The following is a 15,711-nucleotide window of genomic DNA, read 5'->3' on the forward strand; positions in this document are numbered from 1 at the left end:
GGAGGTAGCTGTGTTGCCTGATGATTGAGTACAAGCGAGATGCCGCTGCCAACCTGATATGGAGAACTGTTCTTGTCTAGTCCCTACAGATTTCTAATTCTTGAGAAATATTTGTCAGTAATTTTCTGGTTATACTCTTCGACTTCTTTGGAATTTGCCATAAAGGAGCCATTAAAATATACATCTGGTTTTATGCCTTGCTTCAGCAAGTTTTCGACTGTCTGTACAATAAGTGAATGAGCTATGAATGATCCAGCAACTGTTGAAACGGCGCCAACCTTCATTGGCAAATCTTCAAAAGATACGGCAGCGTCCCCAATGGGGCAGCAATTATCAATCGCTACATCTGCAACATCTTTTAGTTTCTTGCCTGAAGTATGTAGTGTTTTAAGATGAGCTGCATAATCGAAAGAAGTAATAGAAATGACTTTAACTCCTCTTTTCGAAGCTTCGATCGCAACGTCTATTGGAACGATATTATTGCCAGAATTGGAAATCACGATCAAAATATCCGGCGGAGCAAGTCGGTGATACTCAACAATTAGTTTGCCCGCCCCTTCCAGCTTCTCCATGTATTCGGCCTTTGTTATTTCGGCGTGTCCTGTCATGCTGGGTTCCAATATTGCATGTATGTTGGATAACGTGGATCCCCGCCAGAAGATATCTTCAGCAACAAGATGCGAATGGCCTGTACCGAATGCATGAATTATTCCACCATTCTTTGTACAATCCGCCATAAGATCAGCAGCCTTTTGGATGTTTTCACTCTGCGTACTTTCAATTCGGTTAAGAATCTCAATTATTGACGAGAAGTATTTTTGCATAGCCAATTCCATGTACGTACCTCCCTGTAGTTTTTGTATTTCCTTTTTCGAAATCCATCGCCTCTTTCCAAAGGGATAATTTGCTCCTCTTAAATTTATATTTTAATCCCTTTTTGCAATACCTTGCGTGACGAGGACCCGGAGGAATGGCAACGTTGACAGAGGACAGGAACTGATATACTGGAGCATGCCAAGGCACGAGACGACCGGTCTGCATCGCTGGGCCGCTTGTCTGGCACTAGAAGTGCGGTCCGCCCTCAGAAGCGGATGCAACCGGTGGCCGAGTGGGAGTCCCCTGTGATTCACCGCAGGCGGCCGGACCAAAAACTCAATGAGATGGAGGAACCAGAATGTTGAGGAGAGGATATTGGAACCGGACCGAAAGGCATGTTGATCCGACGGCAGGTTGCAGACTGGCAGGTAGAAGATGGATCATATCGCTTGTGCTTGCTGTCATCATGGTATCGATGCTGGTTACCGTCCCCGCCACACAGGCCGGCAGTGTCGCCTCGGCTGCCTCGATGCGTCGTGTTTCCCTGAATATCCGTGCTGGTCAATCCACGTTCGTTGTCACTATAGGCTCAAAGCGTGTTGCAGGCAGCTTCCCCAAGGAGTCTGTTCCGGTCGAGCTCGGTACCAACCTTGCCTTCCCCATGCGCGCTCTCATCGAGGCGGCAGGCGGCGTGGTGCGGTTCGAGCGGTCGCAGAACACTGCTTACTTCGCGCTGGGACCAGTTGCGGGCGCCTATGAGTTTGGCAGCAGGACGCTCGTCGACAGCTCCTATAACACGTCGGTCAGGAAGGACCTGGTTCGNNNGTCCTCGGCTATGAACATGACACGTTCCCTGCGAAGGCCGGGAAGATGAGGCTTGTGACCCTGGCGCCGAATCTTGCAGAGAACTGCTTTGCCCTTGGTCAGGGCAGCAATATCATTGCCACGTCCGAGTACACGGATTACCCCGAGGAGGCAAAGAAGATCCCGACCGTCGGTGCATTCAGCAACCCCTCACTCGAGAAGCTGCTGGTCCTGTCACCTGACCTCATCCTGGTGACGGATGGCACGCCGCTGGCGGTCATAGAACGTCTCCATACGATGGGGCGCCAGGTATACGCCGACGATCCCAAGTCTCTGTCAGGTATCTTAGATGCAATACGCTCGTTGTCAGTCGTGCTTGGCGTTCCGGACCGGGGGTTCGAGGTGGCGTTGTCCATGCACCGGTCCATCGCACAGGTAGCTGAGGCGGCGAAGAAACTGACTCGCAAGCCGGCCGTGTACGTCGAGATCTGGAACAGTCCGCTGATGAGTGCTGGGAAGGGGACGTTTGTCTCAGACCTCATCTCAATCGCCGGGGGATCCAACATCGCTGATGAGGCGAATACTCCGTGGCCCGTTCTATCCGAGGAATACATCATCAGTCACGACCCGGACGTCATCGTCGTGGCATCCGGCATGGGAGCTGGAGATGTCTCAGGGCGGACCGCGTTTGCCACGATCAACGCTGTGAAACAGGGGCACGTCTATGACATTCTGGGTGACTACATCCTCCGCCCGTCGCCTCGTATCATCAAGGGTCTCGAAATGATCGCGGACTATGTCCAGCGTGCTTCCCGCCCCTGACGCCGGGGTTCGACGACACAATGCGGCTGTGCTTGTGGGCACAGCCGCAATCCTGTTTGTCGTCACGGGTATCAGCGTATTTTTCGGCAGTGCTGGTCTGGTGCCTTCTGAGGTGTTTCACGGACTGCGCCTCATGATCGGGGGTGCCCCCATGGGAACGCCGGAAGCTCAGATCGTCATGTTGAGACTCCTTCGCATCGGGCTGGGTGTCCTGGTAGGCGCATCGCTCGGACTGTCCGGTTTCCTGATGCAGACGGCCTTCCGGAATCCACTGGCCGACAGTTACCTCCTCGGAGTCTCAGGAGGGGCACAGCTGGCAGTCACACTTGTTGCTCTTTTCGGTCTTGCCGGGACGGTTGCTTCCGTCCCCGTCATGATCGCTGCACCACTGGCTGGAGGCCTCCTCGTTCTAGTGATGCTCCTCGTCATCAGCAGGCGCATCGGTCACGACCTGCTGGCATTCCTGCTGTCGGGTCTTGCTCTTTCCTACATGCTGAACGCCCTGTACTCGATCCTCGTCTCGACACGGCCTGACATTCTTTCCAACACCATCTTCTGGTCCTGGATGGGACTCAACAGGGCGTCCGAAACGGGCATGGCAGTGGTGGCTGCAGGACTGATCGTGGCCGTACCGGTTGTCATGAGCCTGATGCGTCCTCTTCGATCGTATCTGGTAGGTGACGACTTTGCGCAGAACCTGGGCGTCAACGTGAGAACAATCAGGATCTCACTGCTGGTCGTCAGTGTTATTCTTGCTGCCACAGACGTTGCCGCCTCGGGAGTCGTGGGGTTCGCTGGACTGTTCTCTCCGCACCTGGCACGTCTGCTGACACATCGCACGGACCGAACGTTCGTCGTCCTGACCATGCTGATGGGCGCGACCGTGGTGGTTGTTGGGGATCTCATAGCCCGTTCAGTGAGCGTGTCTGAGGTGCCTTTGAACACGGTGCTGTCACTTTTTGGGGCGCCATATCTCATCTGGTTGTCGATCAAGTCGAGGAGGGTGATGTGATCCCCGCTGTCCTCGAACTCAGCAACGTCGCGGTCGGGTACGTTCGGGGGGAACCTGTTCTCAGGGACGTGACAATCAGCATTCGCCCGGGAGAGGCCGTTGCGCTGGTCGGCCGCAACGGGACAGGGAAGTCGACACTCCTTCGGACGATGCGCGGGTTCCTGCCACCCTTCGATGGTCAGGTCATGCTGAAGGGGCACCCGCTGCAGTCCATGAGTCCTCAGACCCTTGCGGCAACCATTGGGTTCCTGTCGCCTGGGATACCTCAGGCGCACATCTTGGTGGATGAGGTCATTGAGCTCAGTTCCCTTGGACGGCTCAAGTCCATGGAACAGCTCGAGGCCTCGGATCACCCTGACGTGTTCTCAGAGGTTAGCGGCTTTGGTGCACGTTTCCTGGACGAGATGTCTTCAGGACAGCAGCGCAAGATCATGCTCCTGGCTCTTGTGGCGCAGTGGACAGATGTTCTCCTGATGGATGAGCCCGAACTGCACCTCGACCTCCCCAGCCTGCGCGAACTGCACGGCCTGATATCCTGGGCTACGGCGAAGGGCAAGTCGGTGGTGCTGTCCACGCACAATCTGGAGACCATACGCGTCCTGCCGGACCGGCTGTATGTTGTAGGCGACAAGACCGTGCGCGAGGCCCCTCGGACCGAGGAGACCGTCCAGGCGCTGCTGGAAGGGAATGAGTACGTCCCCCGGGGATAGTGCGCGGCATCAATCATACGGGAGGTCCGTGTCTGTCAGCGACCGAGGCGTCGCACGGATCGATTTCAGCGAAGGGCTTCAACAATGGACAGACGGTTCCATGCAAGTCCGGGGGCATTCGGCAGCAGATCGAAACAACATTCATGTGGATATCGGGCATCACATCGGTTATACTGTCTGTCGAAGGCCAGACGGAGGGGATTCTGCAGCCCTGAGGCCAAGCAGGATGTCCGCCGTATTTCGGCTGTCTCTGTGCGCGGTCGGCGCGGGTGAACAGGCAATGAAGGCACTGGAGGAAGCAATGGAAAGAGTGATCTACTTGGACAATGCAGCCACCACGCCGGTTGACCCGGCTGTTTTTGAGGAGATGAAACCGTTCTTCACTGAGCGATTTGCCAACCCTATGACGTACATGCATTCATCTGCGGGCGATGTGGCGCACACAGCGGTCGAGGAAGCCCGCGTGCGCGTCGCGTCTCTTATCGGTTCGAAGCCCGAACAGGTTGTTTTCACGGGTGGCGGGACGGAGTCAGACAACTGGGTACTGAAGGGGGCAGTGGAAAAGGCCTCACGCGAGCGGTTGCATAAGCCTGGGCACCTGGTGACGGCGGAGTTCGAGCACCACGCCATCTTGCACAGCGCCCTGGCATTGCAGCGCCAGGGATATGAGGTCACGTTCGTGAAGGTTGGGCGCAGTGGTATCGTGGATCCTGACGACGTGCGGCGTGCTATGCGCCCGACTACCCTGCTGGTTTCGATCATGCACGCCAACAATGAGATTGGCACGATACAGCCCATCGCCGACATCGCGCGCGTAGCTCATGAAAACGGAGCTCTCATGCATACGGACGCCGTCCAGACGACTGCGCATATCCCCGTGGATGTGAACGCCCTGGGGGTCGATTTCCTGAGTCTCTCTGGTCACAAGTTCAACGGACCGAAGGGTGTGGGTATCTTGTTTGTACGTGACCACGCAGCATTGTATCCGTTTATCGACGGAGGTGGACAGGAGTGGGGCCTGCGTGGGTCAACCCACAACGTTCCTGGTATCGTCGGGCTCGGCAAGGCGGCGCAGCTGGGCAAGGAACGGCTGCCGGGAGAGCTCGAACGTCTGACGACGTTGCGGACCATGCTGTATGACAAGCTTTCGGCACGCATCGACAGAATCTTCCTGAACGGCGACATGAAGCAGCGTGTGCCACAGAACCTCAATATCCGCATCGAGGGTATCGACAACGAGCCACTTCTCCTTGCCATGAACGAGGCTGGGATTATCGCAGCGGGCGGTTCGGCTTGCAACGCCGAGGAAACGCTGGCGTCGCATGTGCTGACATCTATCGGTTGTGACCTGAAGGAAGCGAAGTCGTCGATACGTCTCTCGTTTGGATATGTAACGACAGAGAAGGACATCGACTATGCCGCAGACGTCATTCCCAATCTCGTCAAGTTCCTGCGTTCGATGGCTTGAGGTCACATGGACAAGTACAGTCGTGCCACGATCCGTGAGTTCATGAGCCCAAGCAACATCGGGCACATCGACGATCCCTCGGGTACGGGGCATATCACCGACAATGCGGACGCCGTCGAACTGACCCTTTTCATCAGCGTCGGCGCAGGTCGCATCACGGATGCCAAATACCGGATAGCAGGGTGTACAGCTCTTATCGCAACGCTGTCTGTTCTCAGCAAGGAACTGCCGGGCAAGACCATTGACGAGGCCCTGGCTCTCGACATGCCGTATCTGTCGGGTCTGCTCGAAGGTCTGCCTGAATCGAAGTGGCGTTGTGCCGGATATGCAGTTCAGGCACTGCACTTGGCGATTGAGGACTACCAGAGCAAGGTATCCTGAATGACACCATCACATGGAGAGGTTGACGCGGAGTCCTGTCGGGACACAATAACTGTATGACAACCATAGCGATGGACATCTGCATCTGTGAAACGCAGCATACCGAGGGGCATCGCTAGTCGTATATTCATACACTGAACATGCGAAGCCTCCCGGAGACGGGAGGCTTCTTTGGTTACTGGAGAACTCACGAAGAAGGAGAAGGAATGACAATAACACTGGTACCTATAAACGCCTTGCGGCAACACGAGCAGATCCTGAACGAGAACCTGATGCGCGTCCAGCGCGATCTGGTGCGGGACGGCATGGTCAAGGACCCCATCATCGTGGACCAGCGGACCATGGTTATTCTGGACGGCCATCATCGCTACAACGCTCTCAAGCGCATGGGATATAAGTACGTGCCCGTCTATCTCGTCGACTACAGCAGTGACCACATAGCAGTCACTGCCTGGAGAACTGGTGAACATGTCACGAAGGCAGAGGTCATGCGAGCGGGCCTCACAGGGAACCTCATGCCTGCCAAGACCTCGCGCCACGTCGTTCCGGACAGACCCCATGGTGTCAATGTACCTCTCGTGGTACTAAAGGAGAAACCACATGACGACAAATTCCATCTTGGACCTCATCGGTAATACACCGACCGTCGAGCTTCAGCACTTCAGCACAAACCCCAGGGTTCGTATCCTGGCAAAGTTGGAGGGCAATAATCCTGGGGGATCAGTCAAGGACCGCCCCGTCCTCATGATGTTCAGGGACGCTGAGGAACGAGGCGTGTTGAAGCCCGGAGCTCAGCTGCTGGAAGCCACCAGCGGAAATACCGGGATTGCCATGGCGATGATCGCGGCTCTGCGCGGCTACAGGTTCCGTGCTGTGATGGCCGAGAGTGCGAGCATCGAACGTCGGAAGATCATGAAGATGTTTGGCACGGATATCATTCTCACCGACGCTGCCGGCGGCACGAATCTGGCCATCAAGACTGCACAGCAGATGCTTTCGGAGGATCCATCATGGGTCAACCTCAACCAGTTCGAGAACAGCGCCAATCCGCGTTCACACGAAGAGACAACCGGCCCAGAGATCCTACGGGACGTCCCCGACGTGACGCACGTGGTCGCGGGCATGGGTACGGGCGGCACATTGACTGGACTATCCGCCTTCATGCACAGGCAAACGCCACAGGTGAAGGTCGTCGGGGTCGAGCCGATTGCGGGCAGCAAGATCCAGGGCCTGCGGAACATGGCAGCCTATACACCGGGCATCTTCAGCTTCGACAACCTGGACGTAACGCTGAGGATGACCGAAGACGCTCCCGCCTTTGGCATTGCTCGCGAAATCTACCGAAAGGAAGGCATCAGTGTCGGCATCTCTTGCGGTGCAGCCCTCTGGGGAGCCATGGAACTGGCTCGCACGCTGGAGAGTGGTGCGATTGTTGTTATCTTCCCCGACCGTGGCGATCGTTACGCCAGCACGGCGCTGTTCGAGTAGCGTTCCCACTGACAAACAAAAAAGGCCTCCGGCTGCTACGGAGGCCCTTTTTGTTTCTGGGAAGGAGGTTGGTATGAAGTCTGTTTCGCCACCTCTAGTACACGGATGCCGGGGTGAACGTGCTATCCATTCTTCACAGTGTATTCATGTGTGATCCGTTCATGCTGACCAGAAGCCCGGTCAGGATGAGCCCACTGCCGATGATGGTCTGCGCGGTGACGTGCTCATGGAGAACCAGCATGCCGAGGACTGTCCCCGCGAGAGGTTGACAGAAGAACATGAGCGAGGATGCAGAGACGCTGGTGACCTGTTCGAGCCCCAGGGTCCAGAGGTAGAACCCGAGAAACGTCGAGATGACGGCGAGGTAGGCGATAGCAGTAACAAGCACAGGGTGGGTGGCGACTGTGGCGATGACATTGCCACCCCGAGGGATGAACAAAGGAAGGAGGATGAAAAACCCGAGTCCATTGCTGATACCTGTCGCGGTGAGGGACGACTGTTTCCGGGTGATGAGGCGGAGGAACAGGGAGTAGAAGGCCCATGTGACAGCCGCGGCAACCAAAGCGGCAATGCCTTCGAGCCAGCGCAGAGGGCTTGCCCCTGGGCTATGACTGAGCCCCTCCAGTGATATCAGTGTGACGCCGGCGAGAGCGATGACGATTGCACAGATGTCCCGGACGCGTATGCGTTCATACAGGAAGAGTCCGGCAAGAACGACCATGGCGAGCGGTGTGGCGCAGGTGACGATCGAGCCGATGTGTGCGCTGGTCAGCGATGTGCCGAGGAACTGGAACGGAATGGAGAGGACATAGCCCGACGTAGCGCTACCGAGATAGAGCCACCATTCGCGGCCGTGCGGCAGTCTTGGCCGCTGGACGAGGAAGAGGACCATGAACAGAGCAGTCGAGCATGCAAACCGCAAGATGACAAGGTGGAGAAAGGATACGCTGGCCAGGGCGCAGCGACTGACCACAAACGTGCTGCCCCAGATGGTAGCCGCAGCACCGAGGTTGAACAGCCCCCAGGCGTTGTGCTTCGATGGGTTCACTGGGCTCTGTCCGGCGGACTAGAACTCGATTCCCTTCTGGGCTGGGATGCCCTGGCGGAAGTGGTGCCTGACCTCGATGACCTCACTGACCATGTCGGCAACACCCAGCAGGAGTGAAGGAGCTCCACGCCCCGTTATGCAGACCGACATAAATTGGGGTCTGTGTGTCAGCAGCTCGAGAACATCAGCCTCAGGAATAAGACCATAGTCGATGGCGCAGTTGAGCTCGTCCAGGATCACAAGTTCATGTCGTTCTTCCACGAAAGCATTGCGGGCGATGTTCAATCCCCGCCGTGCCTCCGTCTTGTCCAGCAGGCTGACCTGTTCCTTGGTGACCCAGTGGTGCAGACCCGTCTGGACAACCTCGAATCCCGGCAGAAAGGCGATACCTTTCAGCTCGGAGTAAGTCGGATCTCCCTTCATGAACTGGACGAGCAGAACGCGCTGCCCGGCTCCAATGGCTCTGAGGCCGAGACCCAGCGCCGCAGTCGTCTTCCCCTTGCCGTTGCCCGTGTACACCATCACCAGACCATGCTGTTCCATTGTCGCCTCCACTGCAGGGATGTCGTCTACAGTATAATACCTCTGTCATTCCCGCGTATGCGGGAATCCATCTTCGCGTTGCCGCTCAGTCTGTCGTTCCCGCGAAGGCGGGAACCCATTCTTGTATCACCGTATGGTTCCGCTTCCGGGGGACGACAACAATACAGGAAGGCGCCTCGTTCGTCATTCCCCCGAGCCTTTCTGTCCAAGGCAAGGGGTGCTTCTCGCGCAGGCGGGAATCCATGCGTCAATACACCTGTTCTCTGGGGTGGTCTTTTCGTGCGTTCGTGGTATACGTCTACGTATGTGCGCCATATGCGCGCAGCAACTGAAGCGAGGTGACAGGAAGGGCATGCAGAAAAAAGTAACTGCAAGGATCAAGATCAACAAGCTCCTGGAGCAGGCGGGCTGGAGACTGTTCGGTGATGACCACGGCCCGGCTAACGTTATCCTCGAGAACCACGTCAAGATGACCAAGTCCTTCCTCGATGCGTACGGAAACGACTTCGAGAAGGCCGTTGAGGGCATCATCGCCCATTCCAAGCCTCTCCCGAGGTATTGGCACTGGTGACGCGGGGCCGCGTGTCACAGACGAGCCCCGGGTGCCCAACACTACTTCCAAAACCAGTTTGAGTAGTAGTACGGAAGGACGTTCGCAGGGCTGCCAGTCCGCCCCTATTTCCACCACTACTGATCCACCGAAATGGCGACTGTTGGGAGTTAGGTAGCCGCTCATTTTTCCGGTAGCGAACGAACTTGTAGCCATCATGGCGATGTTTCAGGAGGAGGCGAGTGCATCCACGACGTGACAGGAGGACGGCCAGGATTGGATTCCCGCCTGCGCGGGAATGACAATATACAGAGGGAATGACGGACCAAGGACTGGATTCCCGCCTTCGCCGAGAGTACCCCTCGCCTTGAGCAAAAGGGCTCGGGGGAATGACGGCTTGGTTCGCAGGATGCACCTCATGTGGTGAGGCTCCTGTTTCCTGCTATACTTTCTTGGAGACGAACATCGGGTGTGAACACGCCCTGAGCCTTCCATGGACATGTCAAAAGTGAGGTGAGCGAATGTTTGACAAGGAAAGCGTTGGGAGACTGAAAGCTGCAAAGGCGAAGTGGCAGGAGGGTGCTGACAAGATCCCTGCCGGCAAGACATGCAAGGCCTATTCGGACTGCACGACCAGTTCCGGCATCGACGTCAAGCTGTTATATACGCCCGAGGATGTTGGCGAGATGGACTACATGCGCGACCTTGGGTTCCCCGGAGAGTATCCGTACACGAGAGGTTACCAGGCCACGATGTATCGGGGCCGTCTGTGGACCATGCGCCAGTACGCGGGGTTTGCAACAGTCGAGGAGTCCAACCGCCGGTACAAATATCTATTGAACCAGGGCCAGACCGGTCTGTCCATCGCGTTCGATCTTCCCACCCAGCTGGGCATGGACGCAGACCATCCGCTCTCGGAGGGTGAGGTCGGCAAGGTTGGCGTGTCGGTCAGCTCGCTCGCGGACCTGGAGGTGCTGTTCGATGGCATCCCGCTCGATCAGGTCAGCACGTCCATGACTATCAACGCTCCTGCCGCGGTTCTGATGGCGATGTATATCGCGCTTGCGAGGCGCAAGGGCATCAGCGCCGACAAGCTGAACGGCACCATTCAGAACGATATTCTCAAGGAATACAGCGCTCGCGGTACGTACATCTATCCGCCGGCCCCGTCAATGCGCATCATCAGTGACATCTTTGCCTATTGCTCCAAGGAAGCTCCCAACTGGAATATGATCAGCATCAGTGGCTATCACATGCGTGAAGCCGGATGCACTGCGGTCCAGGAGGTCGCATTCACACTCGCCGACGGCATAGCGTATGTCGATGCAGCCATCAAGGCAGGACTCGATGTCGACAGTTTTGCGGCCCGCCTTTCGTTCTTCTTCGATGCGCACAACAACCTGCTGGAAGAAGTTGCCAAGTTCCGTGCCGCCCGTCGAATGTGGGCGCGGATCATGAAAGACCGTTTCCATGCAAAGAATCCAAAGAGCCTGATGCTGCGTTTTCACACGCAGACGGCAGGCTGCACACTCACAAGCCAGCAGCCGGACAACAATGTCGTACGGGTGACGCTGCAGGCGCTTGCCGCAGTGCTGGGTGGGACCCAGTCACTCCATACAAACAGTCGTGACGAGGCTCTGTCGCTACCGTCAGAGGACTCAGTGCGTATTGCCCTCCGAACACAGCAGATCATCGGGTACGAGTCGGGAGTGGCCGATACGGTCGATCCTCTTGCAGGCAGCTACTTCGTGGAATCCATGACCAACCGCATCGAGGAAGAGGCCTTGAAGTACATCGCCAAAATCGATGAGCTCGGCGGCGCGGTGAAGGCAATCGAGCGAGGGTTCATCCAGCAGGAGATCCAGAACAGCAGCTATCAGTACCAGCTGGAGATCGAGTCAGGCAAGAAGGTCATCGTCGGCGTCAACAAGTTCCAGGTCGAGAACAAACCATTCAAGAATCTCATGCACATCGACTCCGCTCTTTTTGAGAAACGGCACAAGGAGCTGGCTGCGATGAAGAGCCACCGCGATGCCGCCAAGATCGAAGCGGCCCTCGCCCAGGTGAAAGTTGTCGCAGGCACTGATGAAAACCTGATGCCAGCGATCATCGACGCGGTCGACGCGTACGCGACTCTTGGTGAAGTTTGCGACGTGCTGCGCTCCGTGTTCGGCGAGTATCGGCCGGACGCGACGTTCTAAGGAGGAGACCATGGAAGAGAAGATCAGAGTTCTCGTGGCAAAGCCTGGCCTGGACGGGCACGATCGTGGGGCCAAAGTCCTGGCAAGAGCCTTCATGGACGCGGGCATGGAAGTCATCTACACCGGCATTCGCCGCACGCCCGAGCAGATCGCGGAAGTCGCTGTGCAGGAAGACGTGGACGTGGTTGCCCTGTCGTGCTTGTCGGGGGCGCACAACACGCTGTTTCCAAAGGTCGTTGACTTGCTGAAGGAGAAAGGAGCCGACGATATCCTGGTCATGGGTGGAGGGGTCATTCCTGAAGATGACATCCCGTTCCTCAAAGAACACGGGATCAGTGAGGTCTTTGGACCGGGAACTCCACTCGCTACGTGTGTGGATTACATCCGGAGCCACGTGAAGAGGGAAGCCTAGTCAGGTGGACGTCAAGCTGGGTGTCCTGGCCGGCGATACGAGAGCGGTCGCGCGTGCGATCACGTGGGTCGAGAATGGCGATCCACGCGGCGCCGAGGTGATCCATGGCGTCTATGCGAGCACAGGACGCGCCTATATCGTTGGACTGACCGGTTCGCCCGGCGCGGGCAAAAGCACACTGGTTTCACGACTGGCGGCATTGCTGGCGGCTCGTGGACAGAAGGTCGGCATTCTGGCGGTCGATCCCAGCAGTCCCTTCTCGGGCGGCGCGATCCTGGGCGACCGGGTCCGCATGTTCGATGTCGCTCTCACTCGCCATGTCTACATCCGCAGCATGGGGACCAGGGGGTCGCTTGGGGGTCTCAACCGTGCCACCCGGATGGCGGCCCGTATCCTTGATGCTGCGGGGTTCGACTGGATCCTCGTCGAGACCGTTGGCGCGGGTCAGTCCCAGGTCGACGTACATGATGTCGCCTATACGACAGCCGTTGTCATGGCACCCGGCATGGGGGACGATATCCAGGCCATGAAGGCAGGCATCATGGAGATCGGGGATCTGTTCATCATCAACAAGGCGGACCGCGATGGAGCAGACCGTACGGCGACTCAGGTCGAATCTGTTCTGCAACTGTCGATGACGACGGGCTGGAACCCGCCCGTGCTCAAGGTATCGGCCGAATTGAACACTGGCATCGAGAGCGTTGTGGATACGATTGAACGGCATCGCGCGCATCTTGTGGCATCCGGGAAGCTGGATGCACTCAAGATACGGATGGCCAAGCTCGACGTTCTGGAGATCCTGAAGGCGCGCCTGGCAGACACAATGAAGCAGCAGCTGGACCAGCCGGCCGTGCAGGCAGAGCTGGAAAAGGTCGCCAGCAAGCAGAGCGACCCATATTCGCTGGCAGACATCATCTTTGAACAAAGCTGGAGGAATACATGAACATCAAGAACATCGATCATATCGGAATTGCTGTTACCAGCATACAGGAGTCACTGTCATTCTGGCAGGCGTCTCTGGGTATCGAGCTGCATGGTACCCAGGAGGTGCCTGAACAGAAACTGAGAACGGCGTTCCTGCCCGTGGGCGACACGGAGATCGAGCTGCTGGAGTCTACCAGTCCGGATAGCTCGGTCGCCAAGTTCATCGAGAAGCACGGTGAGGGCCTGCATCACATCGCGATCCGAGTCGACGACATCGACGCAGCTCTGGCGGAGCTGAAGGCCAAGGGTATCAAGTTGATCGACGAAACGCCTCGTAACGGTGCGGGCGGGGCCCGGATAGCCTTCGTTCACCCCAAGGCAACGCACGGCGTTCTCTTGGAGTTGTGCGAGAGAAAACAGAAGTAGCGCAGAGCATATCTGGAAAACAAACGCCCCGGGAAACCCGGGGCGTTTGTGATTCACGCGACTATGGTGAAACGGAACGTCTAGAACACGAGGGGAACGTAGCCGTTTCGGATGCACTCCGAGATGATGCCCCCCACCTGATCGATCTCGCACCCCAGACTCTTGAGAGCGTCGCTCACGGCCGCCTCTTCTGCGAACTCCTTGCAGGCCATGGGATGAGCCGTAACCTTGAAGACCTCCGCACCAAGGTCTCTGATCTCCTTGTCCTCGCTGAGAAGTCGTTCGATTGGGCCAAATAGAACGACGCGCACATCATCAAACACGTGGTTTTCATGAGTGTTCTTAGCGAACATCAAACCTGCCATGGCTTTTTCGCGCTCGGCCGTAGAGAGTATGATCAAGATTTTGCGTACTGGCTCCATTGCTTGCCTCCTGTTCCCCGGCGAGCACGCGCCGGGCCGCGAATACGTATTCAGAATCCAAGTACTACAAGTACTACAATATATAGCAGCGCAGCGTTTTGCGTCAATGACTCCACGGGGCAAGTCTGTGAATGGCAAGGTGCCCATTTGTCCACATCACTGACGTGTCAACTCACTGCAGAACTTGACCCATTCTGTGCCACGACTATCCTGAGAACAGAATCGAGCGAGTTCCCCTCTTTTCGCGCGTGTGGCAAGAGAATTGCTCTTCGATGAAGTCAAGAAGAGTTCAGGAGCTGCGAGTGCAACAAACATGCACAAGACAGTCGCGAGCACTGTGGGACGGGGGCTGACGTGGCCAAATGTGGTCTGGAAACTGGGGAGAGGGGCAACCATGACTGACAAGGAAATCCGTTCAGATGAGGCTGCCGTAGTGCAGAGGCCATCGGAGGAAGCGCTGCGAGATAGCGAAGAACGCTACCGTACAATGATCGGCAATCTTCCCGGGTTTGTCTATCGTTGCCAGAACGACCGTGACTGGACCATGTCGTTCATGAGCGATGGGTGCAGGGATATAACGGGTTATGCACCCGAAGACTTCCTGCACAACAAGAAGTTGGCTTTCAACGACATAATTCGCCAAGACTACCGGGAGCGGGTGTGGCTGAATGTACAGAATTGTGTTCAGCAGAAAAAGGCTTTCCAACATGAGTACCCCATTGTCGTTGCCAGCGGAGAAACCGATCATTGGGTGTGGGAGCGAGGGAGAGGCATCTTCTCCGATGCCGGGCAGTTGCTCTACATAGAAGGATTCATCAGCGACATCACTGAGCGCAAACAGGCTGAGGAAACGCTCCAAAATGAACGATTACTGCTTCGTACACTGATCGATAATATTCCGGATTCAATCTATTCCAAAGATTTGGCCTGCCGCAAGACACTCGCCAACTCAACTGAAGTACGCTACCTCGGAGTGAAATCGGAAGCTGATGTTTTAGGCAAGGACGATTTCGATATTTATCCAAAGGAACTTGCGGAGAAGTTCTTTGCTGACGATCAATTGGTGTTGCAAACTGGTAAGCCAGTGCTCAATAGGGAAGAGTATATCCTTGACGAGAAACAACAGAAACGTTGGTTGCTCTCCTCTAAACTGCCATTGCGGAACCAGGAGGGCCGGATTATCGGTTTGGTAGGTATCGGTCGTGACATCACCGCGCACAAGCACGCGGAGGAAGAGGTTCAGCGCGAACGAGCGTTTTTCGACCAACTGGTGGAGACAGCCCCGGAAGGCATTGCGATCGCCGATACCCAAGGCAGGGTCTTGCGGGTGAACGCCGAGTTTGTGCGCATGTTTGGCTATGGGGTCGATGAAGTCGTCGGACAATATCTCGACGACCTGGTGGCACCTCCCGCGCGCTGGGAAGAAGCCGAGGCGCTAACAAGGTCTACCATTCAAGGCGGGAAAAACCTTCTGGAAACGGTGCGGCGCAGGAAGGACGGCACCCTCGTTGATGTATCCCTCATCGGCGCATCTATTCTGGTCGCAGGGAAGTTGGAGGCGGTCTACGCCATCTACCGCGACATCACCGAGCGCAAGCGGGCGGAGGAGGCGCTGCGGGAGAGCGAGGCGCTCTACCAGTCGCTCGTCAAAGTGTCGCCCCTGAGCATTTGCCGCAAAGACCTG

The 15,711-nt window shown here is 56.7% G+C and carries 17 protein-coding genes; 13 read left to right on the forward strand and 4 right to left on the reverse strand.

The window, feature by feature from the left end; genetic code table 11:
* Positions 1-83: 83 nt before the first annotated feature.
* The gene (locus tag SMC3_RS06435) at positions 84-836 is read right to left on the reverse strand and encodes a sugar isomerase domain-containing protein (protein ID WP_119087931.1); all 753 of its coding nucleotides are present in this window, start codon (positions 834-836) and stop codon (positions 84-86) included.
* 850 nt (positions 837-1,686) lie between these two features.
* Between SMC3_RS06435 and SMC3_RS06445 the strand changes: the two genes are divergently transcribed.
* The 7 genes from SMC3_RS06445 (at position 1,687) to SMC3_RS06475 (ending at position 7,501) form a co-directional block, all read left to right on the forward strand.
* Positions 1,687-2,442 (forward strand): ABC transporter substrate-binding protein, encoded by a 756-nt coding sequence (locus SMC3_RS06445; RefSeq protein ID WP_119089943.1) that lies wholly within the window; start codon positions 1,687-1,689, stop codon positions 2,440-2,442.
* A complete protein-coding gene (locus tag SMC3_RS06450; protein WP_119087933.1) occupies positions 2,417-3,454 on the forward strand; it encodes a FecCD family ABC transporter permease in 1,038 nt (345 codons plus the stop codon). The genes SMC3_RS06445 and SMC3_RS06450 overlap by 26 nt, the downstream gene beginning before the upstream one ends.
* A complete protein-coding gene (locus SMC3_RS06455) occupies positions 3,451-4,164 on the forward strand; it encodes an ABC transporter ATP-binding protein (protein WP_165846635.1) in 714 nt (237 codons plus the stop codon). Before SMC3_RS06450 ends, SMC3_RS06455 begins: the two co-directional genes overlap by 4 nt.
* A 301-nt stretch (positions 4,165-4,465) precedes the next feature.
* Positions 4,466-5,632 carry a cysteine desulfurase family protein gene (locus SMC3_RS06460; RefSeq protein ID WP_165846636.1) on the forward strand — a complete coding sequence of 389 codons (1,167 nt, stop codon included), beginning with the start codon at positions 4,466-4,468 and terminating at the stop codon, positions 5,630-5,632.
* 6 nt (positions 5,633-5,638) lie between these two features.
* Positions 5,639-6,013, forward strand: a complete 375-nt coding sequence (locus SMC3_RS06465; RefSeq protein ID WP_119087936.1) for an iron-sulfur cluster assembly scaffold protein — start codon at positions 5,639-5,641, stop codon at positions 6,011-6,013.
* Between the two features lie 206 nt (positions 6,014-6,219).
* The gene (locus SMC3_RS06470; protein ID WP_165846637.1) at positions 6,220-6,648 is read left to right on the forward strand and encodes a ParB N-terminal domain-containing protein; all 429 of its coding nucleotides are present in this window, start codon (positions 6,220-6,222) and stop codon (positions 6,646-6,648) included.
* Entirely contained in the window at positions 6,614-7,501 is an 888-nt protein-coding gene (locus SMC3_RS06475) for a PLP-dependent cysteine synthase family protein (RefSeq protein ID WP_119087938.1), read from the forward strand. Before SMC3_RS06470 ends, SMC3_RS06475 begins: the two co-directional genes overlap by 35 nt.
* Before the next feature lie 133 nt (positions 7,502-7,634).
* Here the strand turns inward: SMC3_RS06475 and SMC3_RS06480 are convergent, their stop codons facing one another.
* Positions 7,635-8,549, reverse strand: coding sequence for a DMT family transporter (locus tag SMC3_RS06480; RefSeq protein WP_119087939.1), 915 nt, complete (start codon positions 8,547-8,549; stop codon positions 7,635-7,637).
* A gap of 18 nt (positions 8,550-8,567) precedes the next feature.
* A complete protein-coding gene (locus SMC3_RS06485; RefSeq protein ID WP_119087940.1) occupies positions 8,568-9,092 on the reverse strand; it encodes a cob(I)yrinic acid a,c-diamide adenosyltransferase in 525 nt (174 codons plus the stop codon).
* A gap of 352 nt (positions 9,093-9,444) precedes the next feature.
* On the opposite strand from SMC3_RS06485, the gene SMC3_RS06490 reads away from it, so the two are divergent.
* From SMC3_RS06490 to mce, 5 genes are all read left to right on the forward strand, one after another.
* Positions 9,445-9,663: a hypothetical protein gene (locus tag SMC3_RS06490; protein WP_119089944.1), complete on the forward strand. Its 219-nt coding sequence runs from the start codon at positions 9,445-9,447 to the stop codon at positions 9,661-9,663.
* Positions 9,664-10,163: 500 nt separating this feature from the next.
* Positions 10,164-11,843 carry a methylmalonyl-CoA mutase gene (locus SMC3_RS06495; protein WP_119087085.1) on the forward strand — a complete coding sequence of 560 codons (1,680 nt, stop codon included), beginning with the start codon at positions 10,164-10,166 and terminating at the stop codon, positions 11,841-11,843.
* A gap of 10 nt (positions 11,844-11,853) precedes the next feature.
* Positions 11,854-12,255: a cobalamin B12-binding domain-containing protein gene (locus tag SMC3_RS06500; protein WP_119089945.1), complete on the forward strand. Its 402-nt coding sequence runs from the start codon at positions 11,854-11,856 to the stop codon at positions 12,253-12,255.
* 4 nt (positions 12,256-12,259) lie between these two features.
* Complete coding sequence (gene meaB / locus SMC3_RS06505) at positions 12,260-13,198, forward strand: methylmalonyl Co-A mutase-associated GTPase MeaB (RefSeq protein WP_119089946.1); 939 nt, start codon at positions 12,260-12,262, stop codon at positions 13,196-13,198.
* Entirely contained in the window at positions 13,195-13,605 is a 411-nt protein-coding gene (gene mce, locus SMC3_RS06510; protein WP_119087083.1) for a methylmalonyl-CoA epimerase, read from the forward strand. The genes meaB and mce overlap by 4 nt, the downstream gene beginning before the upstream one ends.
* A gap of 80 nt (positions 13,606-13,685) precedes the next feature.
* Here the strand turns inward: mce and SMC3_RS06515 are convergent, their stop codons facing one another.
* Complete coding sequence (locus SMC3_RS06515; protein WP_119087082.1) at positions 13,686-14,027, reverse strand: hypothetical protein; 342 nt, start codon at positions 14,025-14,027, stop codon at positions 13,686-13,688.
* Positions 14,028-14,421: 394 nt separating this feature from the next.
* On the opposite strand from SMC3_RS06515, the gene SMC3_RS06520 reads away from it, so the two are divergent.
* Positions 14,422-15,711 (forward strand): PAS domain S-box protein (locus SMC3_RS06520; RefSeq protein WP_119089947.1); only part of this gene is annotated, 1,290 nt, incomplete at its 3' end.

Source organism: Candidatus Cryosericum hinesii, from assembly GCF_003570985.1.
Classification (GTDB): Bacteria; Caldisericota; Caldisericia; order Cryosericales; family Cryosericaceae; genus Cryosericum; species Cryosericum hinesii.

Coding starts and splice junctions, on each gene's coding strand:
- SMC3_RS06435 (WP_119087931.1), bottom strand. CDS start 836: ATGGAATTGGCTATGCAAAAATACTTCTCGTCAATAATTGAGATTCTT.
- SMC3_RS06445 (WP_119089943.1), top strand. CDS start 1,687: ATGAGGCTTGTGACCCTGGCGCCGAATCTTGCAGAGAACTGCTTTGCC.
- SMC3_RS06450 (WP_119087933.1), top strand. CDS start 2,417: ATGTCCAGCGTGCTTCCCGCCCCTGACGCCGGGGTTCGACGACACAAT.
- SMC3_RS06460 (WP_165846636.1), top strand. CDS start 4,466: ATGGAAAGAGTGATCTACTTGGACAATGCAGCCACCACGCCGGTTGAC.
- SMC3_RS06465 (WP_119087936.1), top strand. CDS start 5,639: ATGGACAAGTACAGTCGTGCCACGATCCGTGAGTTCATGAGCCCAAGC.
- SMC3_RS06470 (WP_165846637.1), top strand. CDS start 6,220: ATGACAATAACACTGGTACCTATAAACGCCTTGCGGCAACACGAGCAG.
- SMC3_RS06475 (WP_119087938.1), top strand. CDS start 6,614: ATGACGACAAATTCCATCTTGGACCTCATCGGTAATACACCGACCGTC.
- SMC3_RS06485 (WP_119087940.1), bottom strand. CDS start 9,092: ATGGAACAGCATGGTCTGGTGATGGTGTACACGGGCAACGGCAAGGGG.
- SMC3_RS06490 (WP_119089944.1), top strand. CDS start 9,445: ATGCAGAAAAAAGTAACTGCAAGGATCAAGATCAACAAGCTCCTGGAG.
- SMC3_RS06495 (WP_119087085.1), top strand. CDS start 10,164: ATGTTTGACAAGGAAAGCGTTGGGAGACTGAAAGCTGCAAAGGCGAAG.
- SMC3_RS06500 (WP_119089945.1), top strand. CDS start 11,854: ATGGAAGAGAAGATCAGAGTTCTCGTGGCAAAGCCTGGCCTGGACGGG.
- mce (WP_119087083.1), top strand. CDS start 13,195: ATGAACATCAAGAACATCGATCATATCGGAATTGCTGTTACCAGCATA.
- SMC3_RS06515 (WP_119087082.1), bottom strand. CDS start 14,027: ATGGAGCCAGTACGCAAAATCTTGATCATACTCTCTACGGCCGAGCGC.